This window comes from Citrobacter sp. Cpo061, from assembly GCF_030332845.1.
GTDB classification, from domain to species: Bacteria; Pseudomonadota; Gammaproteobacteria; order Enterobacterales; family Enterobacteriaceae; genus Citrobacter; species Citrobacter portucalensis.
In genome coordinates this window covers 610,502-634,053 of the sequence record NZ_JAOWHB010000050.1, presented here as the reverse complement: position 1 = coordinate 634,053, position 23,552 = coordinate 610,502, and the positions used below count along the sequence as shown (strand labels likewise).

Sequence of the window (23,552 nt, the reverse complement as noted above, 5' to 3'; positions counted from 1 at the left end):
TACTCGAATTTATTAATATTCAATAAGTTATTTGTCATTCAATTTTTTTGATTGATGTCGTCAATTCTATTCGATTTTCTCTCACCAAAAAAAACGTGATACTTATCACATCGACGGAACAACGTCTTCTTAAAGAACATTGACTAACAGAACAACCCTGCGAGAGATTAATCATGAAAAAAATCAAATTTGCTGTTGCTGCCATCGCCCTGTCTACCCTGTCATTTGGCGTTTTCGCTGCCGAGCCGGTTTCCTCTACTCAGGCGCAAAACATGAACAAAATTGGTGTGGTATCTGCTGACGGCGCCACTACGCTGGACGGCCTGGAAGCCAAACTGGCTGAGAAAGCGAATGCAGCTGGCGCAACTGGCTACAGCATCACTTCCGCTATCGGCAAAGACAAAATGAGCGGCACCGCGGTTATCTATAAATAACCGAAAGATTACCTGTACGACCCAATGCTCCAACCCTCATTGACCCTGTTTGTTACCCTTTGTTTGCCCGTCCGCCACTGGACGGGCTTTTTTTTGCCTATTTTTCCAGCCGTTGGCCGAATTCCTGCAACACGGCGTCTGGCATCCCAATTTGCAGTGCCGCCTCACAAATCGCTTGCCAGCTTCCGGCATCCAGCGGAATACCGTGTTCCAGCCGTTCCTCGCGAGTGTTCACCTCCCACTCCCCAGGCAACAGGATCGGAGCATCTTCAGCATGCGGCGACGCTTTCACCCACTCAGCAAATGCCGCGACCTGGTTGTCGCAGTCCGGCGCGCCGAACAGTTGTGGATTCATAATGATGGTGGTCATACAGTTAATGATGGCGTCCGCGCTGGTCTGCAGGCTCTCTTCATGTGTGGTTTTACCGCCAGAAAGCGCACCGCCCATAATTTCGCACATCGCCGCCAGCGCATACCCCTTGTGCTCGGCAAAGGTCAGCAACGACCCCAGCGGAGAAACCTGCATTACCGCAGGATCGGTAGTGGGAACACCCGCCACATCAATCAGGCATCCTGGAGCCACCGGCTCGCCCTTATGCCATGCCACACGGGTTTTGCCAAACGCGATGGCGCTGGTTGCATAGTCCAGCAACAGTGGGAAGGTATTTTTACGTGGAAACACGACGCAGAAAGGATTGGTGCCAAAACGGCTATCGCGCCCATGAAACGGTGCGACCATCGGGATCCCCACCACATTCACAAAGTGTACCGAGACAAAACCTGCCGCCGCACATTGCTCCGCCCAGTAGCCAATACGGCCGATATGGTGCGAATTATGTAATGCCACGGCAGCGATTCCGTACTGACGCGCTTTTTCGATTCCAAGCGTGATTGCCTCGTGCGCCGCCACCTGACCAAACGCACAGTCGCCGTCAAGCGTAATCACCGCCCCCACATCTTTTACCACTTTGGCATGACGGTTGATCTGCAGATGCCCCTGCGAGAATGAACGAATATAGCTTGGGATCATACCGATGCCATGGGAGTCGTGACCGGCGAGGTTAGAGGCTATCAGATGGTCGGCCACCAGCCGCGCCTCCTGATCATTGCTTCCCATCTGATGAAAAACGGCCTGGATAAAGGCGTGCAGCGTTGGCACATGGAAGCGATGTCCACTGTTCATTGTTATCTCCTGTTGTGTCGCGTGTTTGTTGTGTTTCTTATTTTTCAACAAACTATGCTGCGCCACGGTGCGCTGGAGGTCAATAAACGTGCAGAAATTTCACATTGCCGAAAAGAGAGAACCGACAGGCCAGGCAACAGGCCCGTCGGGATAACAAATGGTTTAGAAACTTTGCTCGACGCGGGTAAGTCCTTCAGCCAGCGAGGCGGACTCACCGGTTGCCACCAGGCAGCAGGCCATCTGGATTTTCAACGATGCCGGAACAGGCTCACTGCCAGCCAGACAACGCTCAATCCAGCGCGCGGTGGTTTCCGGATCTTTTGCTACCGGTAGCGGTACCGGCTCGTCAGGCATCTCGCTCTGTCGGTCTTGTAGCACTCGCACACCGGATGAATCTATCAGGCTTATCTGCGGGCAGCGCTGCGGGTTGGCATACACTTCGCCCTCGGTACCATGCATCAACAGGCCGCGCCCACCGATATCGCCGAAGAACTTCGCCACGCGAGAAACATATTCCGGGTGGGACACGCTGGAAAGACGCAGCGCGGCATCTTCAGCAAATGGCGTGGCTAATTTAGCCAGCGTATGTGCACTGTTACGCACACCCATGCGCCAGCGCATCGCCAGCTGTTTCTCCAGCGGAGGGCACAGCGCGCTCACCGGAATAAACACCGGCTCATGACCATCCAGCTTTGCCTGCGCCTGCCCGGCATGCAGCGTTGGCGTAATTCCCATCAGTTCAAAAATGGTTTCAGTCAGCACGCGGGTCGGATCCTCGCTGACGCCGTGCACCACCACCGGGAAGCCAAGTTTATGCAATAAAATCGCCAGCAGCGGAGTCAAATTCGCCTGCTTGCGCGCGCCATTGTAGCTGGGAATGACAATCGGCATGGGTTTGGTTACCGGCGGAGTCAGGCGAATGGTGTGGTTTTGCATCGCTTCGTAAAAGCCCAGCATCTCCGCTTCACCTTCGCCCTTGATACGTAGCGCAATCAGTACCCCGCCCATCTCAAGGTCAGGTACGTCGCCGTTCATCATATGGGTATACAGTCCGCGAGCAGTATCCTTATCCAGGTCACGCGCGTGATTTTTTCCTCGCCCAATCTCTTTAATGATTTTGCGGTAATCCATCGATAACTCCTTGCCTGTTGCTCGCATCGTTAACGCCGACGGCGGCGCGTGGGTTTCGCTTTTTCTTTTGGTTTTACTATAACGTCTGGCACAGCAGGTTGCTCTATCGGAAATATGGGTAACGCGTTCAGTAAACGCTTGCCATAGCTTTTGGTCAATAAACGCTTGTCATAAATAACCACTTCTCCCCAGCAGCCATGGCTACGGATGAGTCGCCCAACCTGCTGGATCAAATTGAATGACGCCGCAGGCAGGCTCTGCACCTCGAAGGGGTAGCGGTTCAGACTTTTCAACCACTCGCCCTCGGTGATCACCACCGGGCTGTCGATAGGCGGAAAAGCAATTTTGTGAATATGCACCTGAGTCAGCAGGTCGCCTTTCAAGTCCAGACCTTCAGCAAAAGATTGCAGCCCAACCAGCACACTGCGCTCGCCGTTGGTCACCCGTTTGCGGTGCAACTCCACCAGACGGTAGCGCGGCTGATCGCCCTGCACCAACAACAGCAGGCGCAGATCGGTAACGTGCTCAAGAAAACGCTGCATCGCCCGACCGCTGGCAAAAAGTACCAGCATGCCCTGATGCTTTTTACTCTCCAGCTGTTCGCGAAAATAGGCGGCCATTTCCGCGATATGCTGCTCTTCGTTATCAATTAACGGTTCGTAGCGCATCTGCGGAATGACTATTTTGCCCTGTTCAACGTGATTAAACGGTGAATCCAGCGCGACAAACCGGTCCCCTGCTTTTTCCTTCAGACCGCTCATCTCCTGCAAACGCGAGAAGCTGTTGAGCGAGCGCAGCGTTGCGGAAGTGACAATAATATGCGGGACGCTACGCCACAGCAGTCGTTCGAGCTGATCGCTCACACGGATCCCCACGCAGTGGAACCAGACGTGGATCTGCCCGTCACGCACCTCGCGCGTCGCCCATTTACTCACCGGCGCGCCTGACGATTGCGCGAGCGATGCCAGCCGCCACAGTTTGCTTTGCGCCTCAAACATGCCCAGCGCCCGGTTCATCTGCAAAATAACCCGATGCAGACGCACGATATCGTGAGTGCCGGTTTTTTCGCTGAGATCGTTGAGGAACAGTTCCGCCAGACCGCGCAGCATTTCTGTTAGCTTTGCCAGACGCTGACAAATCTCCATCACTTCCGTAGGCAATTCGCCCATCGCGAAGCGGTATTCTGCCTCCTGGGTAGCGGGCATATACAGATTAAGAATGTTATTGAGCGATGAAATCAGCTCATACAGTTCCTCACAGTGACCGTTCAGACGCTCGGCATTTGCCAGTGGCGGCGTGGTCTTCGGGCGAAACTGCTCCAGGCAGGTAGCCACTAATTTGCAAAATAGATCCAACTGAAGTCGATACCAGGGGGCGCTGATTTCTGCGCTCATCTCCAGCGCATCGCGCGCGACATCCGGCAAATGGTGGCCTTCATCAAGTACCAGCAGTAGGTTTTTCGGCTCCGGCAAAACGGCTTCGCTTTCCATGGCCGCCATTACCAGCGCATGATTAGCCACGACCACTTCAGCTTCCTGAATCTCCCGGCGGGCGACAAAAAAAGGGCATTCACGATAGTAGTGACAGTTGCGATTCAGACAGCTGGCTTTATCGGTGCTCAGACGCTGCCAGAGTCCGTCGTCGATAGCGATATCGGTGTGGTCGCGCAGCCCGTCCCACTTGTAGCTGTCGAGATCGCCTTTTAGCCTGGCACAGCGCTTTTGTTCTTCCTGGTTGTTGGGCGTCAGGTCATCGTCGAGAAAAGCCAGCAGATCCTGCTGATTGGGTTCAGTGCTGGCCAGCGCCGCTAAGTTACGCGGGCAGACATAGCGTCCGCGACCAAACGCAGCGGTAAAACGCAGGTCGGGGATAATTTTGCGCAGCAGCGGTAAATCTTTGCTGTAGATCTGGTCCTGCAAAGCGACGTTGGCGGTACTGACCACCAGCGTTTTTTGTTCTTCACGCGCGATGGCAATACCGGGAATCAGATACGACAGGGTTTTCCCCACTCCGGTCGGTGCTTCAATCGCCAGATGCCGCCCTTCTTCCCCGGAGAGCGTTTTCGCGACGTCAGCAATCATCTGCCGCTGCGGCGCACGGGGGATAAAGTCGGGGATCTGTTCCTGAAGCGCCTTGTACCAGGCGGCGATTTGCGCTTTTAGCGCAGCCGTAAGTGCCATGAGAAAACCTGAAATACTGTATAAACAGCCACTATTGTGGCACATTTCAGGCGTTGGATGTACCTTTTTCCCTCATTCTGGAAAGCGCTTCGCAGCTCTGGCTTAAATTACCGGATGGCGGCTTACACCTTATCCGGCCTACAGTCAGGTATATTGCAGGCCGAATAAACGTGTCGGTTAATAGTACCCCAGCAGCTTCCACCACAGCATGCCCACTGCAAAAATGATAATCACATTTGCCGTTACCACACAGAGGTTAATTTTGTAAAAACGCGGTCGTTCAAAATAGCCCTGGGCAAAATAAATAGGACCAGGTCCGCCACCATACTCGGTATTCCCCCACATCAGATTACTAAAGATGCCGAAGCAAATAGCGACCATCATCGGCGGTGCACCCGCAGCGATCGCCGTGGCCGCGAAAGGAGCATACAGCGCAGCTACGTGCCCGGTAGCCGTAGCAAAGAGATAGTGGACATAAATGTAAAGGATCCCCAGCACAATAAAGGACTCAATCGCACCAAACCCTTGAATACCGCTGCCTAACTTTACTGTCATCCATTTAATAAAACCCAGATCGGCAAGTCCGGTCGCCAGGCTAATAATGACGCTAAACCAGATAACCGTATCCCAGGCTGCATGGTCATTAAGCAAACTTTTCCAGCTAACAGCACCCGAAGCAAACAGATAAGCAGCCAGCCCCAGCCCGACAGATGTGGCAGACAATCCAGTAATCAAACTGGTGCCCCAGCCAACCAACGCCAGCACAAAACCAAACGCGACCTTTTTCTCGTTGCTGCTCATCGAACCGAGCTCACCGAGCGCCTGCTTACCCATCGCTTTTGCCTCTGGCGTACGCTTAAGCTCAGGATCCAATAATTTATAGACCAGTAGCGGCATCAGACAGAAACAAACCATCGCAGGGACTACTGCGGAAATAAACCATCCGCCCCAGGTTATCTCCATACCCAATGACGATTTCGCCAGGCTCGCTACCAGCGGATTCGCCGCCATCCCGGTGAGAAATATCGCCCCGGTAATCGGCGTAAACTGGAAGCACACCATGGTTAAGAAATCGCCAATACGTTTGCCCGTTACCCCTGGAGCGGAGCCCAACACATCATTGATGGAACGCGTGATGGGAAAAATTATGCCCCCGGACCGCGCAGTTACTGACGGCATTGCCGGGGCCATAATCAGATCGGAAACCCCCAGTGAGTAAGCAATACCCAGGCTGCTGCCGCCAAAGAGCGATAACATTTTATACGCAATACGTTTCCCCAGTCCTGACGTCACAAACCCCAGAGACAAGACGTAGGCGCAGAAAATGAGCCATACCGTACCGGACGCAAACCCTGACAGCGCCTTTGCCTCTGGCAACGTTTTGGTGAAAATAACCACGCAAAGTGCAATCAACATCACCGCCCCCGAAGGGAGCGGCTGGGTAAGAATGGCGGCAATGGTCGCGGCAAATATCGCGAACATATGCCAGGCCTGAGGCGTTAGACCATCAGGAACAGGATAAAACCAAATGATCGCGCCTATCGCCAGCGGTATCAGGAACGACAGAATGGATTTTCCCGTGACAGAATTCGTTGACATAAAAATATCCTTATTCCGTTAGCCCGAGAGCATTCATTTCCGCGACATGTATCTTGCTAATACCTGATCCACCATCGCCGGAGCCATTCCAAGGTAATTTGCCGGGTCGGTCAGTTTTTCAATCAACTGTGGGTCCAGCCGTTCAGAGACAGAGGGCATCGCATTCAGCACATCAGCCAATCGCCCACCCTGTTCGTTGACGATACGGCAGGCGTCGTACACCACGTCATGTGCATCCTGACGACCAATGTACGGGGCCAATCCCATCATGACCGCCTCAGCCACAATCAATCCGTTGGTCATACCGAGGTTACGTTTCATCGCCTCTTCATCAACCACCAGCCCCGCCAGCATAAAGTTGGCCTGATGCAATGCCCCCGCGCTGAGCACGAAACTTTCTGGGATAGCAATCCATTCGGCATGCCACGGCCCGGTTGCACGCTCCAGATCTTGCACCATCGCATCAAGCATCAACCCTGCCTGTTGGCGAACGCCTTTGGCACAGGCCAGCATCAGCTCGCTGGAAATAGGGTTGCGTTTCTGCGGCATGGTACTGCTGGCGCCACGCCCTTTAACAAACGGCTCATACAGTTCGCCAAACTCGTTTGCTGCCAGCAGCATTACGTCGTAGGCAATCTTGCCCAGCGACCCGGTAATCACCGCTAACAGGTTCACCGCTTCGGCAAAACCATCACGCGCGACGTGCCAGGTGGATGTTGGGACATTTAGCCCAAGCTCTTCCATCATCGCTTTTTGTACCGCCAGCCCTTTATCCCCCAGCGATGCCAGCGTACCGGCCGCCCCCGCAAATTCGCCGACCAATACACGAGGACGCGCTTGGGAAAGACGTTCCGCGTGGCGTTCAAACATATCCAGCCAGATGGCCGCTTTGTAACCGAATGTCACGGGCAAAGCCTGTTGTAAATGGGTTCTCCCGGCCATCGGCGTATCACGGTAGCGGCGTGAAAGATCGGCCAGCGTGGCGCAGAGTTTGTCCATATCGGACTCAATGAGCGCAAAAGCATCACGAATTTGCAGAACCACTGCGGTGTCCATAATGTCCTGAGTGGTTGCCCCCCAGTGCACATAACCGCCGGACTCGCCTGCCTGTTTAGAAATCTGGTGCACCAGCGGTAGGATCGGATAACCCACAATTTCGGTTTCATGGCGCAATAAATCAAAATCGAGCGTGTCAGCATTACATTTTTCTGCAATTTCCTGCGCCGCAGCCTCGGGTATCACACCGCAGCGTGCCTGGGCTTTGGCTAATGCCACTTCCACTTCCACGTATTTGCGCACCAGCTCGCGATCGTCAAACACAGCGCGCATCGCCGGTGTGCCGAAAGAGTCCCTGAACAGAACAGAATCAAGTACATTCGAAGCCATAAATCCCCCTGGAAAATCTGATAATGATAAGATGCGTGTTTACGGCAGTTTGTTGGATATTCAAATGCCGCCACAATGTCCAGACATAAACAAATGTCCGTACATTTAAATGTACGGACATTTATAGTATTCATAAGAAATGTAGGGAATAGTCCGTACAAATTTTCGTGATAAAGATCACTAATATTTTGATGAAACTGCGATGAAAGAATCTCTGTACAAGCGAATAGCACGTGAACTGGCGCAGCAAATTGCGGTGGGAACCTTTGCCCCCGGTTCGCTGTTTCCTACGGAAATGGAACTGTGTGAAACATGGCAGGTCAGCCGCCACACCATGCGTGAGGCGTTAAGGGAATTAACAGAGCAAGGTCTGATATCACGGCGTAAAGGCGCGGGAACTCGCGTTTGCGAACCTAAGGCTAACGGCGTCAATCACCCGCTATCGCATCTTGAGGATCTGTTGCTGCTGGCCAAAAACAATCTGCGCGTCATCAAGAAAATCGATGAGATTGTGGCGGACATAGAGTTGTCCCAGATGATTGGCTGCCCGCCAGGTTCCCGTTGGCTGCACATTGCCAGCACTCGCGAAGATGCGCAAAACCCCGACGCGCCAATCTGCTGGACGGACAGCTATGCCAGCACGGATTACGCCAAACTGCGTACGTACATCCGTGACGACCCACACTCGTTAATCAGCGATTTGATCGAAACCCATTACGGTATTAAAAGCCATGAGGTGCATCAGACCATTACGGCTGTCGGCGTGCCCAAAAAGGTGGCAAAGATTCTCAATGTAGCACCTGATTCACCAGCAATGAGAATCGTGCGTCGTTATCTGGACAGGGACGGGAAAGTATTTGAGACGACGATTTCGATTCACCCGGCAGGACGATATACCTGCTCAATCGTGCTGAAATCGCAAAGTTCGGGGGAGTGATTGACCTATCCGGCCTACACAGTGTGTAGACCGGATAGCATGTTTATACTGCCATACAGCAAGGTGAATTACTGCGCTGTAGACGGTTTGCGCGGACGGCGCGGTGGACGAGGCTTGTTACCTGCCGGTTTGCCTTCGCCATTACGCGGCTTCGCTTTTGGCGCTCCGCCATCCTGACGACGCGGCTGCTGTCCACGCCCTGCTCCGCCCTGCCCACGACCACCGCCGCCGCCACGCTGCTGACGACCGTTCTGGATCGGCTCAGCTTTAATGGACGGGTCTGGCTCATAGCCTGGCGTTGCAATACGCGGGATCTCTTTTTTCAGCAACTTCTCGATGTCACGCAACAGCTTGTGTTCATCGACGCACACCAGAGACAACGCTTCGCCGGTAGCGGCCGCACGACCGGTACGACCAATGCGGTGCACGTAGTCTTCCGGGACGTTTGGCAGCTCGTAGTTCACCACGTGCGGTAACTCTTCAATGTCCAGACCTCGCGCGGCAATATCGGTCGCTACCAGCACGCGAATATCACCGGATTTAAAATCAGCCAGCGCACGCGTACGCGCACCCTGAGATTTATTACCGTGGATAGCCGCACTGCGGATGCCGTCTTTATTCAGCTGCTCTGCCAGATGGTTCGCGCCATGTTTGGTACGGGTAAACACCAGCACCTGCTGCCAGTTGCCCTGACCAATCATCTGCGACAGTAGTTCGCGTTTACGTTTTTTATCAACGAAATGAACGTGCTGAGTAACCTGCTCTGACGCGGTATTACGACGCGCCACTTCGATTTCCAGCGGGTTGTGCAACAGTTTTTCGGCCAGCGATTTAATGTCATCAGAGAACGTTGCCGAGAACAACAGGTTCTGACGTTTTGCCGGCAGTTTTGCCAGAACGCGACGAATATCGTGAATAAAGCCCATATCCAGCATGCGGTCAGCTTCATCCAGTACCAGGATCTCAACCTGATCCAGTTTCACCGCATTCTGGTGTTCCAGATCGAGCAAACGACCCGGAGTGGCGATCAGCACATCTACGCCGCCACGCAGCTTCATCATCTGCGGGTTAATGCTGACGCCGCCGAAGACCACCAGCGAACGAATATTCAGATACTTACTGTAATCACGGACGTTTTCGCCAATCTGGGCCGCCAGTTCGCGGGTTGGCGTGAGGATCAGCGCACGAACCGGACGACGGCTTTTACCATGCGGCTGATTGGTGATCAGGTGCTGCAACAGCGGCAAGGTAAAACCTGCCGTTTTCCCCGTACCGGTCTGGGCGCTGGCCATCAGATCGCGGCCTTCCAGCACGGCAGGAATAGCCTGCTGCTGAATAGGGGTAGGTTCACGGTAACCCTGCTCGGCAACGGCACGTAAAATTTCAGGGTTTAAACCAAGGGAATCAAAAGACATAACAACTCCGAACCGCCCTGACCGTTACCGGTGTCGTTTTCAGGGAGATACATACAATAGAGATGACAAAAACCACAATGTCATGAAGGGGCGGAGTGTAGCAGTTTTTGTGATGTGCCGCATAAATTATCCCTTCACTGGAAAATAACGCTCCGGACTGGACAAGGCTGCACATCAGTCATAATCTTAATCAATCGATTGATTAAGATCAGAGTCGTGCCATGAATACACCCACCATGACAACCAAAGGTGAACAGGCGAAGAACCAGCTCATTGCCGCCGCATTGGCGCAATTCGGTGAGTATGGTCTGCACGCCACGACGCGCGATATCGCTGCACAGGCCGGGCAAAACATTGCGGCTATCACCTACTATTTTGGCTCAAAAGAGGATTTATATCTCGCCTGCGCCCAGTGGATTGCGGATTTTATCGGTGCACAGTTTCGCCCGCACGCTGAAGAGGCCGAGCGTTTATTCGCCCAGCCTGAGCCGGACCGTGGCGCGATGCGCGAACTGATCCTGCGCGCCTGCAAAAATATGATCATGCTGTTAACTCAGGACGACACCGTTAACCTGAGCAAATTTATCTCGCGCGAACAGCTTTCCCCCACCGCGGCTTATCAACTGGTGCACGACCAGGTTATCAATCCGCTACATACACATCTGACGCGCCTGATTGCCGCCTATACGGGCGGCGATGCCAATGATACCCAAATGATTCTGCACACCCACGCCATACTCGGCGAGGTGCTGGCTTTTCGTCTGGGGAAAGAAACCATTCTGTTGCGTACAGGCTGGTCACAATTTGATGAGGATAAAACCGCGCTGATTGACCAAACGATCACCTGTCACATCGATCTTATTCTGCAAGGTTTAACGCAAAGGAGTCTGGAGTCATGAAAAAACCTGTCGTTCTCGGGCTGGTTATCGCGGCCCTCGTTGCCGTGATTGCCGGTGGAACGTGGTGGTATCAGAGTCGGCAAGATAACGGCCTGACGCTATACGGCAATGTCGATATCCGTAGCGTCAACCTGAGTTTTCGTGTCGGCGGCAGGCTGGCCTCGCTGGCGGTTGACGAAGGCGATGCGATTACCGCCGGTCAGGTGCTGGGTGAACTGGACCGCGCACCGTATGAAAACGCATTGATGCAGGCAAAAGCCAACGTTGCCGCCGCACAGGCACAATACGATCTGATGCTGGCAGGGTATCGCGAAGAAGAGATCGCGCAAACCGCGGCGGCAGTCAAACAGGCACAGGCCGCCTATGATTACGCGCAGAACTTTTACAATCGGCAGGTCGGATTGTGGAAAAGCCGCACCATTTCAGCCAACGATCTGGAAAACGCCCGTTCATCTCGCGATCAGGCGTTAGCTTCGCTGAAATCCGCACAGGATAAACTCACGCAATATCGCAGCGGTAATCGTGTGCAGGACATCGAGCAGGCAAAAGCCACGCTCGAACAAGCTCAGGCCGAGCTGGCACAGGCAGAGCTGAATTTGCATGACACCACGCTGACCTCGCCGTCTGACGGCACGCTTCTCACCCGTGCAGTTGAACCCGGTAGCATGCTGAACGAAGGGGGCACGGTACTGACGCTGTCGCTCACGCGTCCGGTTTGGGTTCGTGCTTACGTTGACGAACGAAATCTGAGCCAGGCGCAGCCAGGACGTGAGATCCTGCTCTATACCGATGGTCGCCCGGACAAACCGTATCACGGCAAAATCGGCTTCGTTTCTCCTACCGCCGAATTTACCCCGAAAACGGTCGAGACTCCTGACCTGCGTACCGACCTGGTTTATCGCCTGCGAATTGTGGTGACCGACGCGGACGATGCGCTGCGTCAGGGAATGCCGGTAACGATAAAGTTTGGCGATGAGGCACGGCATGAATGACGCCGTCATTACGCTTAAAGGGCTGACGAAAAACTTTGCCGGAATGGAAAAACCGGCCGTCGCCCCGCTCGACTGTACCGTTCATGCAGGCTACGTGACCGGGCTTGTCGGGCCGGACGGCGCGGGCAAAACTACGTTGATGCGAATGCTGGCGGGATTATTAAAACCTGATGCCGGAAGTGCTGAAGTGATTGGTTTTGACCCCATCAAAGACGACAGCGCACTACATGCGGTGCTGGGCTATATGCCGCAGAAATTTGGTCTGTACGAAGATTTAACCGTCATGGAGAACCTCAATCTCTATGCCGACTTACGCAGCGTCACCGGTGAAGCGCGAGAAAAAACCTTTGCCCGACTTCTGGAATTCACCTCGCTGGGACCATTTACCGGACGACTGGCTGGCAAGCTTTCTGGCGGCATGAAGCAGAAGCTCGGGCTTGCCTGTACGCTGGTTGGCGAACCCAAAGTGTTGCTGCTGGATGAGCCAGGCGTAGGTGTCGATCCTATTTCCCGTCGCGAACTGTGGCAAATGGTCCACGAGCTGGCCGGGGACGGCATGCTGATCCTCTGGAGTACGTCGTATCTGGATGAAGCAGAGCAATGCCGTGATGTGCTGCTGATGAACGAAGGTGAACTGTTATACCAGGGCGATCCCACCCAGCTTACGCAAACCATGGCAGGTCGCAGCTTCCTGATGAGCAGTCCACAGGAAAACAACCGCCGACTGCTGCAACGCGCGTTAAAACTGCCGCTGGTCAGCGACGGAATGATTCAGGGCAAATCCGTCCGTTTAATCCTGAAAAAAGAGGCTACTGCTCAGCAGATCCAAAACGCTGACGGCATGCCGGAGATAACCATCAACGAAACCGCACCCCGCTTCGAAGATGCCTTTATCGATTTACTCGGCGGAGCCGGAACATCGGAATCCCCGCTGGGCGCTATCCTGCATACCGTGGAAGGCACGCCAGGCGAAACGGTGATCGAAGCCAAAGCGCTGACCAAGAAATTTGGCGATTTTGCCGCTACCGACCACGTAGACTTTGCCGTGCAGCGCGGCGAGATTTTTGGTCTGTTAGGACCCAACGGCGCTGGCAAATCCACCACCTTTAAAATGATGTGCGGTCTGCTGGTCCCCACCTCCGGCAAAGCGCTGGTGCTGGATATGGACCTGAAAGTCAGCTCCGGCAAAGCGCGTCAGCATCTGGGCTATATGGCGCAGAAATTCTCCCTGTACGGTAACCTGACGGTTGAACAGAATCTGCGCTTTTTCTCCGGCGTCTACGGCCTGCGCGGTCGGGCGCAGAAAGAGAAAATCGATCGTATGAGCGAGGCATTTGGCCTGAAAAGTATCGCTTCCCACGCCACCGACGAACTGCCGCTGGGCTTTAAGCAGCGTCTGGCGCTGGCCTGCTCGCTGATGCATGAACCCGACATTCTGTTCCTTGATGAACCCACTTCCGGGGTCGATCCCCTCACCCGTCGTGAGTTCTGGTTGCATATCAATAGCATGGTAGAAAAAGGCGTCACGGTGATGGTGACCACCCACTTTATGGATGAGGCAGAATACTGCGATCGCATCGGGCTGGTGTATCGCGGCAAACTGATAGCCAGCGGTACGCCAGACGACCTGAAGGCTCAGGCTGCCGACAGCAACACGCCGGACCCGACCATGGAACAGGCGTTCATCACGCTAATCAATGACTGGGATAAGGAGCATACGCATGAGTAACTCCGCTCTCTCCTGGCGTCGCGTCCGCGCGCTATGCGTGAAAGAGACGCGCCAGATCGTCCGCGATCCCAGCAGTTGGCTGATTGCTGTGGTGATCCCGCTGCTGCTGCTGTTTATCTTCGGCTACGGGATCAACCTCGACTCCAGCAAGCTGCGGGTAGGGATTTTGCTCGAACAGCAGAGTGAAGAGGCGCTGGATTTTACCCATACCATGACCGGTTCGCCGTATATTGACGCCACTATCAGCGATAATCGTCAGGAACTGATTGAGAAAATGCAGGCCGGGCGCATTCGCGGTCTGGTGGTGATCCCAGTGGATTTTGCCCAGCAAATGGCGCGACCTAACGATGTCGCCCCGATCCAGGTGATCACCGACGGCAGCGAACCGAATACCGCCAACTTTGTGCAGGGTTATGTCGAAGGCATCTGGCAAATCTGGCAGCAACAGCGGGCAGAAGATCGCGGGGAATCGTTCAAACCTTTGATCGACGTGCAAACCCGCTACTGGTTTAACCCGGCGGCCATCAGCCAGCACTTTATTATTCCCGGAGCGGTCACCATCATCATGACGGTCATTGGCGCCATCCTCACCTCATTAGTGGTGGCGCGCGAATGGGAGCGCGGCACCATGGAAGCGCTGCTGTCGACAGAAGTCACCCGCGTCGAACTCCTACTGTGCAAACTAATCCCGTATTACTTTCTGGGCATGCTGGCGATGCTGCTGTGTATGCTGGTGTCGGTGTTTATTCTTGGCGTGCCCTACCGTGGCTCGTTGCTGATCCTGTTTTTCATTACCAGCCTGTTTCTGCTCAGTACGCTCGGCATGGGGTTGCTTATTTCCACCATCACTCGCAACCAGTTTAACGCCGCGCAGGTTGCGCTGAATGCCGCCTTCCTGCCCTCGATTATGCTGTCGGGTTTTATCTTCCAGATAGACAGCATGCCCGCGATTATCCGGGCGGTAACCTACATTATTCCGGCGCGTTATTTCGTCAGCACCCTGCAAAGCCTGTTCCTGGCGGGCAATATCCCGGTGGTGCTGATTATCAACGTGCTGTTTTTAATCGCTTCGGCGGTGATGTTTATTGGCCTGACGTGGCTTAAAACCAAACGTCGGCTGGATTAAATTCGTGTATGGAAATTGTAGCCGTAGGCCGGATAAGGCGTTCACGTCGCCATCCGGCATTATGCCTGATGCGCTTAGCTTATCAGGCCTACAAACTGGACTGAGAGGACAGGCATGTTTCATCGCTTATGGACATTAATTCGCAAAGAGCTGCAATCGCTGTTACGCGAACCGCAGACGCGAGCCATTCTGATTTTACCGGTGCTGATTCAGGTTATCCTGTTCCCGTTCGCGGCAACGCTGGAAGTCACCAACGCCACTATCGCTATCTATAACGAAGACAACGGTAAACATTCGGTAGAGCTAACCCAGCGCTTCGCCCGCGCCAGCGCCTTTACGCATGTTCTGCTGTTGAAAAGCCCGCAGGAGATCCAGCCCACCATCGACACGCAAAAAGCCCTGCTACTGGTGCGTTTCCCGGCCAACTTTTCGCGTAATCTGGATACCTTCCAGCAGGCTCCCATGCAGATTATCCTCGACGGACGTAACTCCAACAGCGCGCAAATTGCCGCGAATTACCTGCAGCAAATCGTTAAGGAGTATCAACAGGAGCTGATGGACGGCAAGCCGAAACCGAACAACAGCGAGCTGGTAGTGCGTAACTGGTATAACCCGAATCTGGATTACAAATGGTTTGTGGTTCCGTCGCTGATCGCCATGATCACCACCATCGGCGTAATGATCGTCACCTCGCTCTCGGTTGCCCGCGAGCGCGAGCAAGGCACACTGGATCAACTGCTGGTTTCCCCGCTTACCACCTGGCAGATTTTTATCGGTAAAGCTGTGCCCGCGCTAATTGTGGCTACTTTTCAGGCCACCATTGTGCTGGCGATCGGCATCTGGGCTTATCACATTCCGTTTGCCGGTTCATTGGGGCTGTTCTATTTCACAATGGTGATTTACGGGCTGTCGCTGGTCGGCTTTGGTCTGCTGATTTCGTCACTGTGCGCCACCCAGCAGCAGGCGTTTATCGGGGTGTTTGTGTTTATGATGCCGGCGATTTTACTCTCGGGCTATGTCTCACCTGTCGAAAACATGCCGGTCTGGTTGCAGAATCTGACGTGGATAAACCCGATCCGCCATTTTACGGACATCACGAAACAGATTTACCTGAAAGATGCGAGTCTGCAGATTGTCTGGGGAAGCTTGTGGCCGCTATTAGTGATAGCGGCCACGACCGGATCAGCGGCGTATGCGATGTTTAGACGCAAGGTGATGTAGCTTTTTGTCTTTCGCCAGCAGCGAGACCACGGCGGGTCCGGCAAGGATGACCAGCCCCGCCAGTGCCAGCAAGACGTTGTTTTGCAGCACGCGTGACAGCAGCCACAGCACTATCATGGCGGCACCGAAATACCACGTCGTGGTCAACTCTTCCAGCACATCAGCCACGTCGCGCCAGCGCTGTTCGTGGTGACGTTGCAATGCAAGCATCAATAAAACGGTAACGCCGTACACGACGCACAATCCCAGGCCGACATGCACCAGTCTGCCGCTCATCCAGCCCATTACCAGCAACGCCACTACCAGTAAATGCAACACTATCTGCCAGCAACTTAGACCCGTTGCGACACGAACACGTTGTTGCCACCTCATGGCTATTCTCCTGAAGGATTTTCGACTAATTGTTCAGAGTACCGGACTTTACGGAAAATTCCGTAACACCGCATCTTTTTGTGACGACGACTACACTATTTTATTTAGGAAGTGACGCCACCGGGAGGTCCATGAGCGGATCGAGAGTTCAATTTTCATTCAATGTGCTCACCATTAATACTCACAAAGGGTTCACTGCCTTCAACCGGCGTTTTATTTTGCCTGAGCTACGGGAAGCCGTAAGAACCGTCGGCGCAGACATTGTGTGTCTGCAGGAAGTCATGGGAGCGCACGAAGCGCATTCGCTGCACATTGAGAACTGGCCGGATACCAGCCACTACGAATTTCTGGCGGACACGATGTGGAGCGACTTCGCCTACGGGCGTAACGCCGTGTACCCGCAAGGACATCACGGTAATGCGGTGTTGTCGCGGTATCCCATTGAGCATTATGAAAACCGTGATGTGTCAGTCGGCGCGAGTGAAAAGCGCGGAGTCCTTTACTGCCGCATTGTACCGCCAATGCTCTCCCACCCCATTCATGTGATGTGTGTGCATCTCGGCCTACGTGAAGCTCACCGCCAGGCCCAGCTCTCGATGCTGGCAGACTGGGTTAACGCCCTGCCCAACGCGGAGCCCGTGGTGATTGCTGGAGATTTTAACGACTGGCGGCAAACGGCCAATCGCCCGTTGAAAGCCAAAGCTGGCCTTGACGAGATTTTTACCCGCGCCCACGGTCGCCCGGCGCGAACGTTTCCAGTGCAGTTTCCCCTGCTGCGCCTGGACAGGATCTATGTGAAAAACGCGAATGCCAGTACCCCAACGACGCTTGCGCTGCGTCACTGGCGACATTTGTCCGATCATGCCCCCCTGAGTGCGGAGATTCATTTATGAAATATGGCTGGCGTGAAGGCAATCAAATTCAACTGCTGGAAAACGGCGATCAATTCTACCCCGCCGTCTTTGACGCCATTGAGCAGGCACAGCAAAAAATTATCCTTGAGACTTTTATCTGGTTTGAAGATGCGGTAGGAAAACAGCTGCATGCCGCGTTGCTCGAAGCCGCCCGACGAGGAATCAAAGCAGAGGTGCTGCTGGATGGCTACGGCTCGCCGGATCTGAGCGACAGTTTTGTTGAAGAGCTGACCGTAGCCGGTGTTGTTTTCCGCTACTACGATCCGCGTCCGCGTCTTTTTGGAATGCGCACCAATCTCTTTCGCCGTATGCATCGAAAAATAGTGGTCATTGATGACCGTGTTGCCTTTGTCGGCGGCATCAATTACTCCGCTGAACATATGTCGGATTACGGCCCGGAGGCCAAGCAGGATTACGCCGTGCGCGTTGAAGGTCCAGTCGTTGCTGACATTCTGAACTTTGTACTGGAAAACCTGCCCGGGCAAAGCGCCGTACGACGCTGGTGGCGACGTCATCACCGGGCAATCGACAATCATCGCCCCGGCGAAGCGCAGGCGCTGTTTGTCTGGCGCGATAACGAAGAGCATCGCGATGATATTGAACGCCATTATCTTAAAATGCTGACCCAGGCCCGACGGGAAGTGATCATTGCCAATGCCTATTTCTTTCCCGGTTATCGCCTGCTGCATGCCCTGCGTAAAGCAGCACGACGCGGCGTTCGGGTAAAACTCATTGTGCAGGGTGAACCGGATATGCCGATTGTGAAAGTGGGTGCCCGCCTGCTGTACAACTATCTGGTTAAAGGTGGCGTCCATGTCTACGAATACCGCCGTAAACCTCTGCATGGCAAAGTGGCGCTGATGGACGATCACTGGGCGACGGTGGGCTCCAGCAATCTTGATCCGCTGAGCCTGTCACTGAATCTGGAAGCGAATCTGATTATTCATGACCGCACGTTTAACCAGACCCTGCGCGACAACCTGAACCCTATTATTGCGCAGGACTGCAAACGGGTTGATGAATCCATGCTGCCAAAACGCACCTGGTGGAACCTGACTAAAAGCGTGTTGGCCTTCCACTTTTTACGCCACTTCCCGGCGCTGGTCGGCTGGCTTCCGGCGCATACCCCGCATCTGGCCGAGGTAGAGCCGCCCGCGCAGCCCGCTCTGGAAACTCAGGACCGTATACAAACTGAGGATGCAGGAGGGAAAACCTGATGGCAAAAAATCACCGACGCTGGCGGTTAGCGAAAAAGATCCTCACATGGTTATTTTTTATTGCGGTGATCGTGTTGCTGGTCGTTTATGCCAGCAAAGTCAACTGGCAGGAAGTGTGGACGGTAATTCGCGATTACAACCGGATCGCCCTGCTCAGCGCCGTGGGGTTGGTGATCGTCAGTTATTTACTTTACGGTTGTTATGATCTGCTCGGGCGCTACTACTGCGGGCACAAGCTGGCAAAACGCCAGGTCATGCTGGTGTCGTTTATCTGTTACGCGTTCAACCTGACGTTAAGCACCTGGGTGGGCGGTATTGGGATGCGATATCGGCTCTACTCGCGTCTCGGGTTGCCGGGGGGCACAATAACGCGGATTTTTTCGCTGAGCATTACCACTAACTGGCTGGGCTATATTCTGCTGGGCGGTTTTATATTTACCTTCGGCGTCGTCGAACTGCCCGCTCACTGGTATATCGATGAAGGCACATTGCGCATTTTAGGCATAGCGCTGCTGCTGATTATTGTTGTTTATCTGTGGTTTTGCACCTTCGCTAAACATCGTCACATCACCATCAAGGGCCAAAAGCTGGTGCTCCCCTCCTGGAAATTTGCCCTCGCGCAGATGGCGATATCCGGGACTAACTGGATGGTTATGGGGGCGATTATCTGGTTGTTGCTGGGTCAGAATATTAACTATTTCTTCGTGCTTGGCGTGCTGCTGGTGAGCAGTATTGCCGGGGTTATTGTGCATATTCCGGCGGGAATTGGCGTGCTGGAGGCGGTGTTTATGGCGCTGCTGGCAGGAGAGGACACGTCTCAGGGCACGATCATTGCCGCGCTGCTCGCGTATCGCGTGCTGTACTATTTTATTCCGCTACTGCTGGCGCTGGTGTGTTATTTGCTGCTGGAGAGTCGGGCGAAAAAGCTGCGGGTAAAAAACGAGAAGGCGATGGCGAAATGATGGTGCTTATAGTGCCGGATGCGGCTTAACGCCTTATCCGGCCTACTTTCGATACACAACTGTAGGCCGGATAAGCGCAGCGCCATCCGGCAACAGACAATTAACGACGATTGCCGAAAATACGCAGCAGCATCAGGAACAGGTTGATGAAGTCCAGATACAGCGTTAAGGCCCCAAGAATCGCGTATTTACGCAGATTGGAGCTGTCTCGCAGGTCGATCTGCTCACCGATATTTTTCAGCTTCTGCGTGTCATAGGCGGTCAGACCGACAAACACTATCACCCCGATATAGGTCACCGCCCACATCAGCGCTTCGCTCTTCAGCCAGAAGTTAACCAGCGAAGCCAGCACAATACCGATCAGCGCCATAAACAGCATATTGCCGAAGCCGCTCAGATCGCGCTTGGTGGTGTAGCCATACAAACTCATGATCCCGAACATCCCGCCAGTGACCACGAAGGTGCTGGCGATAGACGAGTAGGTATAGACAATAAAGATGCTTGATAGCGTCAACCCGGTTAATGCCGAATAGAGCATAAACAGCGTGGTCGCCATACCCGCGCTCAGCCTTTGCACCATGCCGGACAGAACAAACACCAGCGCCAGTTGAGCGATGATCAGGCCAAAGAAGGTGATTTTGCTGGAGAAGACAAACATCATCACCGCGGGCGTATTTGCCGCATACCAGGCGATAAACGCCGTCAGCAACAGTCCGCAGGTCATCCAGCCGTACACCTGCGCCATATACGTTTGCAGGCCGGAACGGGCCTGTACAATAGAATCGGATCGTGGGAATCGGTCCATGACAATCTCCTGAATCAGTATGAGCCTACAACAATTGTACTCTACCAGCGTTTTGCTGCTAGCTTATCACTGTCGCGGGCATCAACCCAGCGCTCACCTTCCGGCGTGGCCTCGCGCTTCCAGAACGGCGCGCGGGTTTTCAGGTAATCCATAATGAACTGCCCGGCATCAAACGCGCTGCTGCGATGCGCGCTGGTCACGCCAACAAAAACGATTTCGTCACCCGGCCACAGTTCGCCAATGCGATGGATCACCGTCACCCGACCCAGCGGCCAACGCGAACGCGCTTCGTCGACAATCTCCGCCAGCGCTTTTTCGGTCATTCCCGGATAGTGTTCCAGCGTTAACGCCTTAACGCTGTCACCGAGATTGTGATTGCGCACTTTACCGGTGAAAGTGACTACCGCGCCGTCTTCATCGCGCTCTGCCAGCCAGGGATACTCATCCCCGACGCTGAACGGCGCATGGCCAACAACAATTCGCGTTTCAGCCATTTTAGCCTCCGGTTACCGGCGGGAAGAAAGCGACTTCATCACCCGCGTTAAGAGGATGGTCAAAACTGACCAGCGTCTGATTCACCGCCGCCAGCAGCTTGCCGTCTTCCAGCGCCAGCGCCCAGCGATCGCTTTGCGCCGCCAGATGCTTGCGCAGCGCTTCTACCGTTGCAAACTCGGCGGCAACTTCTAACGCATCGGTGTTCACCAGTTCCCGTACCTGAGCAAAGAAAAGAACCTTAATCATGTGCATCCACCTTAAAATCACCCGATTTGCCGCCGCTTTTTGCCAGCAAACGCACCGGACCAATCACCATATCCTTTTGCACCGCTTTGCACATATCGTAGATGGTCAACGCCGCCACGGAGGCTGCCGTTAACGCTTCCATTTCAACGCCGGTTTTACCGGTCAGGCGACACAGCGTTTCAATACGTACGCGATTGTGCTCCGGTTCGGCGTGAAGATTGACTTCGACCTTGCTCAGCATCAGTGGGTGACAAAGCGGGATAAGATCCCAGGTGCGTTTGGCGGCCTGAATACCGGCAATACGCGCCGTGGCGAAAACGTCCCCCTTATGGTGACTGCCGTCGATGATCATCGCCAGCGTTTCGCTAAGCATGGTTACGAATGCTTCTGCACGTGCCTCGCGTACGGTTTCCGCTTTGGCGGAGACATCCACCATATGCGCTTCGCCAGCGGCGTTAATATGAGTCAGTTGCGACATACTTATTTCTTCAAATGTGGGTGGAAATTACACGGACGCGTACGGGCATCAAGCTGCGGCGCAATGATATTTTCCCAGGCAGTACGACACGCTTTGGTCGAACCCGGCATGGCAAAAATCAGCGTTTTATTGGCCACCCCGGCAATCGCGCGGGATTGCAGCGTCGCGGTGCCAATCTCTTCAAACGACAGCATACGGAATACTTCGCCAAACCCTTCGACTTCTCTGTCGAAAAGAGGTTGCAGCGCTTCCGGCGCCTGGTCCCCTTCGGTTAAACCAGTGCCACCGGTAATGAGCACCACCTGTACATCGTCACTGGCAATCCAGGCAGAAACCTGGGCGCGGATGGCGTAGCGGTTCTCTTTGACAATCGCCTTATCGACAATCTGATGACCCGCTTCTTGCGCCGAGTCACGCAGATAATGGCCGGAGGTGTCATCTTCTTCGCCGCGACGGTTAGAAACAGTAAGAATAGCAATGCGTGTCGGGATAAATTCAGCGCTTACCTGACTCATGAAAAACTCCTTTTAGCGATCAGCCGCCAATGTAAGATAAGTTTTGCGTAATACCGGTATTGTTCTGATGCAGGAAATGGGTCTGCTTTTTCTCCAGCAGCGCGGCTGAAATACGTTCTTCCAGCGCCGGTTGCTGAGCATCGTCTTCCAGCAAATCACGCAGGCTTACGCCGCCTTCACCAAATAAACACAGATGAAGCTTGCCGACAGAGGAAACGCGCAGACGATTACAGGTGGCGCAGAAGTCTTTCTCATAAGGCATGATCAGACCAATTTCGCCAACATAATCAGGATGACAGAAAACCTGAGCCGGGCCGTCGCTACGCTGTCGGATCTGGTGGATCCAGCCGCGACGCAGCAGCTCATCGCGCAGTACCTGTCCGGAAATATGGTGTTTACGGAAGAGAGAGCTGCCCTCGCCCGTTTCCATCAGTTCAATAAAACGCAGTTGGATTGGTCGAGGTTGGATCCACGCCAGGAAGGTGTCCAGTTGATGATGGTTTACGTCGCGCATCAGCACGGTGTTGACTTTCACTTTTTCAAAACCGGCATCAAAGGCGGCATCAATGCCCGCCATCACCTGCTGAAACTTGTCCTGTCCGGTAATGGCGTGAAACTGACGGGCGTCGAGGCTGTCGACGCTGACGTTGAGCGCGGTCAGTCCGGCATCGCGCCAGGCGGCGGCATCGCGCGCCAGACGATAACCATTGGTGGTTACCGCAATCTGGCGAATGGCGTCGTTTTCGCGCACGGCGGCGATAATGTCAGTGAAGTCGCGACGCAGTGAAGGTTCGCCCCCCGTCAGACGCACTTTTTCCGTTCCCAGACTGGCGAACGCACGCGTGACACGGCGAATTTCATCAACGGTTAAAAAGCCGTTATTGGTGACCCCGCCGGGCTTATAGCCATCCGGCAGGCAGTAGGTGCAACGAAAGTTACACACATCGGTAATCGACAAACGTAAGTAGTAAAACTTACGTGCGAAAGCATCGGTAAGTTGAGAGCCCATGTACACCTTTCCAAATACGGGAGACGTAGTCATTTCTTCCTGCGCCCTGGTGACAAACTTTTTCAAGTCTTGTCACGGCCAAAGCACCGTATCATTTGACCCAGGTGCAGAGGCTAGAGTGTTTATACTCATCATACTTCGAGTTGCAGATGCGTTGGCTTACGGCAACTCAAATTTTTAAGAGTACTTTGTGGTTATGCCGATACTAGCGTGTAAATGGCGCTTTTGCCATGTACACTTTCGCTGTATAAATATGTATATAGCGACATGATCGTGCAATTTCGCTACAGAATAAGCAAAAATCACA

23 protein-coding genes and 1 riboswitch are annotated in these 23,552 nt (G+C 54.0%); of the genes, 10 read left to right on the top strand and 13 right to left on the bottom strand.

All coding sequences use genetic code 11. The features are described from left to right. The first annotated feature begins 173 nt into the window (after positions 1 to 173). The gene (gene ybiJ / locus OGX97_RS17890; RefSeq protein WP_235124488.1) at positions 174 to 434 is read left to right on the top strand and encodes a DUF1471 family protein YbiJ; all 261 of its coding nucleotides are present in this window, start codon (positions 174 to 176) and stop codon (positions 432 to 434) included. A 97-nt stretch (positions 435 to 531) separates the two neighbouring features. Here the strand turns inward: ybiJ and OGX97_RS17885 are convergent, their stop codons facing one another. The 5 genes from OGX97_RS17885 to OGX97_RS17865 form a co-directional block, all read right to left on the bottom strand. Then, positions 532 to 1,617 carry a malate/lactate/ureidoglycolate dehydrogenase gene (locus OGX97_RS17885; protein ID WP_235124497.1) on the bottom strand — a complete coding sequence of 362 codons (1,086 nt, stop codon included), beginning with the start codon at positions 1,615 to 1,617 and terminating at the stop codon, positions 532 to 534. Positions 1,618 to 1,779: 162 nt separating this feature from the next. Then, entirely contained in the window at positions 1,780 to 2,748 is a 969-nt protein-coding gene (gene ybiB, locus OGX97_RS17880) for a DNA-binding protein YbiB (RefSeq protein WP_032942772.1), read from the bottom strand. A 29-nt stretch (positions 2,749 to 2,777) separates the two neighbouring features. After that, a complete protein-coding gene (dinG, locus tag OGX97_RS17875) occupies positions 2,778 to 4,928 on the bottom strand; it encodes an ATP-dependent DNA helicase DinG (protein ID WP_235124500.1) in 2,151 nt (716 codons plus the stop codon). A 177-nt stretch (positions 4,929 to 5,105) separates the two neighbouring features. Then, positions 5,106 to 6,527, bottom strand: coding sequence for a DASS family sodium-coupled anion symporter (locus OGX97_RS17870; RefSeq protein WP_048214628.1), 1,422 nt, complete (start codon positions 6,525 to 6,527; stop codon positions 5,106 to 5,108). A 33-nt stretch (positions 6,528 to 6,560) separates the two neighbouring features. Further along, entirely contained in the window at positions 6,561 to 7,913 is a 1,353-nt protein-coding gene (locus tag OGX97_RS17865) for a class-II fumarase/aspartase family protein (RefSeq protein ID WP_279850463.1), read from the bottom strand. Positions 7,914 to 8,115: 202 nt separating this feature from the next. On the opposite strand from OGX97_RS17865, the gene OGX97_RS17860 reads away from it, so the two are divergent. Then, positions 8,116 to 8,850: a GntR family transcriptional regulator gene (locus tag OGX97_RS17860; protein WP_003831553.1), complete on the top strand. Its 735-nt coding sequence runs from the start codon at positions 8,116 to 8,118 to the stop codon at positions 8,848 to 8,850. A gap of 68 nt (positions 8,851 to 8,918) precedes the next feature. On the opposite strand, the gene rhlE is transcribed toward OGX97_RS17860, so the two are convergent. Continuing rightward, entirely contained in the window at positions 8,919 to 10,265 is a 1,347-nt protein-coding gene (gene rhlE / locus OGX97_RS17855; RefSeq protein ID WP_279850462.1) for an ATP-dependent RNA helicase RhlE, read from the bottom strand. A 221-nt stretch (positions 10,266 to 10,486) separates the two neighbouring features. Here rhlE and cecR point away from each other — a divergent pair, with 221 nt between their 5' ends. From cecR to OGX97_RS17830, 5 genes are all read left to right on the top strand, one after another. Next, positions 10,487 to 11,164 carry a transcriptional regulator CecR gene (gene cecR, locus OGX97_RS17850; RefSeq protein WP_003831550.1) on the top strand — a complete coding sequence of 226 codons (678 nt, stop codon included), beginning with the start codon at positions 10,487 to 10,489 and terminating at the stop codon, positions 11,162 to 11,164. Next, on the top strand, positions 11,161 to 12,156 hold the full coding sequence (gene hlyD, locus OGX97_RS17845; RefSeq protein WP_008784196.1) for a secretion protein HlyD: 996 nt from the start codon (positions 11,161 to 11,163) through the stop codon (positions 12,154 to 12,156). The genes cecR and hlyD overlap by 4 nt, the downstream gene beginning before the upstream one ends. Further along, the gene (locus OGX97_RS17840) at positions 12,149 to 13,885 is read left to right on the top strand and encodes an ATP-binding cassette domain-containing protein (protein WP_279850461.1); all 1,737 of its coding nucleotides are present in this window, start codon (positions 12,149 to 12,151) and stop codon (positions 13,883 to 13,885) included. Before hlyD ends, OGX97_RS17840 begins: the two co-directional genes overlap by 8 nt. Continuing rightward, complete coding sequence (locus OGX97_RS17835) at positions 13,878 to 15,011, top strand: ABC transporter permease (RefSeq protein WP_003831545.1); 1,134 nt, start codon at positions 13,878 to 13,880, stop codon at positions 15,009 to 15,011. The genes OGX97_RS17840 and OGX97_RS17835 overlap by 8 nt, the downstream gene beginning before the upstream one ends. A gap of 114 nt (positions 15,012 to 15,125) precedes the next feature. Beyond that, positions 15,126 to 16,232, top strand: coding sequence for an ABC transporter permease (locus tag OGX97_RS17830; RefSeq protein WP_008784194.1), 1,107 nt, complete (start codon positions 15,126 to 15,128; stop codon positions 16,230 to 16,232). On the opposite strand, the gene OGX97_RS17825 is transcribed toward OGX97_RS17830, so the two are convergent. Continuing rightward, positions 16,194 to 16,604, bottom strand: a complete 411-nt coding sequence (locus OGX97_RS17825; RefSeq protein ID WP_003831542.1) for a YbhQ family protein — start codon at positions 16,602 to 16,604, stop codon at positions 16,194 to 16,196. The two genes, OGX97_RS17830 and OGX97_RS17825, sit on opposite strands and share 39 nt — an antisense overlap. A gap of 131 nt (positions 16,605 to 16,735) precedes the next feature. Here OGX97_RS17825 and OGX97_RS17820 point away from each other — a divergent pair, with 131 nt between their 5' ends. Genes OGX97_RS17820 through OGX97_RS17810 form a run of 3 tightly spaced genes read left to right on the top strand, consistent with a single transcriptional unit; the run spans position 16,736 to position 19,697 of the window. After that, positions 16,736 to 17,497: an endonuclease/exonuclease/phosphatase family protein gene (locus tag OGX97_RS17820; protein WP_060682509.1), complete on the top strand. Its 762-nt coding sequence runs from the start codon at positions 16,736 to 16,738 to the stop codon at positions 17,495 to 17,497. After that, a complete protein-coding gene (gene clsB / locus OGX97_RS17815; protein ID WP_032942766.1) occupies positions 17,494 to 18,735 on the top strand; it encodes a cardiolipin synthase ClsB in 1,242 nt (413 codons plus the stop codon). The genes OGX97_RS17820 and clsB overlap by 4 nt, the downstream gene beginning before the upstream one ends. Beyond that, complete coding sequence (locus OGX97_RS17810) at positions 18,735 to 19,697, top strand: lysylphosphatidylglycerol synthase domain-containing protein (protein ID WP_235124515.1); 963 nt, start codon at positions 18,735 to 18,737, stop codon at positions 19,695 to 19,697. Before clsB ends, OGX97_RS17810 begins: the two co-directional genes overlap by 1 nt. A gap of 100 nt (positions 19,698 to 19,797) precedes the next feature. On the opposite strand, the gene OGX97_RS17805 is transcribed toward OGX97_RS17810, so the two are convergent. The 6 genes from OGX97_RS17805 to moaA all read right to left on the bottom strand — a co-directional run bounded on the left by OGX97_RS17805 (position 19,798) and on the right by moaA (position 23,245). Continuing rightward, the gene (locus OGX97_RS17805; RefSeq protein WP_003831536.1) at positions 19,798 to 20,502 is read right to left on the bottom strand and encodes a Bax inhibitor-1/YccA family protein; all 705 of its coding nucleotides are present in this window, start codon (positions 20,500 to 20,502) and stop codon (positions 19,798 to 19,800) included. 41 nt (positions 20,503 to 20,543) lie between these two features. Continuing rightward, positions 20,544 to 20,996 (bottom strand): molybdopterin synthase catalytic subunit MoaE, encoded by a 453-nt coding sequence (gene moaE / locus OGX97_RS17800; RefSeq protein WP_008784190.1) that lies wholly within the window; start codon positions 20,994 to 20,996, stop codon positions 20,544 to 20,546. 1 nt (position 20,997) lies between these two features. Beyond that, on the bottom strand, positions 20,998 to 21,243 hold the full coding sequence (gene moaD, locus OGX97_RS17795; RefSeq protein ID WP_003831530.1) for a molybdopterin synthase sulfur carrier subunit: 246 nt from the start codon (positions 21,241 to 21,243) through the stop codon (positions 20,998 to 21,000). After that, positions 21,236 to 21,721 carry a cyclic pyranopterin monophosphate synthase MoaC gene (gene moaC / locus OGX97_RS17790; protein WP_185229069.1) on the bottom strand — a complete coding sequence of 162 codons (486 nt, stop codon included), beginning with the start codon at positions 21,719 to 21,721 and terminating at the stop codon, positions 21,236 to 21,238. The genes moaD and moaC overlap by 8 nt, the downstream gene beginning before the upstream one ends. Before the next feature lie 2 nt (positions 21,722 to 21,723). After that, positions 21,724 to 22,236, bottom strand: coding sequence for a molybdenum cofactor biosynthesis protein B (moaB, locus tag OGX97_RS17785; protein ID WP_003035187.1), 513 nt, complete (start codon positions 22,234 to 22,236; stop codon positions 21,724 to 21,726). Between the two features lie 19 nt (positions 22,237 to 22,255). Continuing rightward, the gene (moaA, locus tag OGX97_RS17780) at positions 22,256 to 23,245 is read right to left on the bottom strand and encodes a GTP 3',8-cyclase MoaA (RefSeq protein WP_032934386.1); all 990 of its coding nucleotides are present in this window, start codon (positions 23,243 to 23,245) and stop codon (positions 22,256 to 22,258) included. Further along, positions 23,233 to 23,378, bottom strand: a riboswitch (molybdenum cofactor riboswitch). It overlaps the preceding gene by 13 nt. Positions 23,379 to 23,552: the final 174 nt, after the last annotated feature.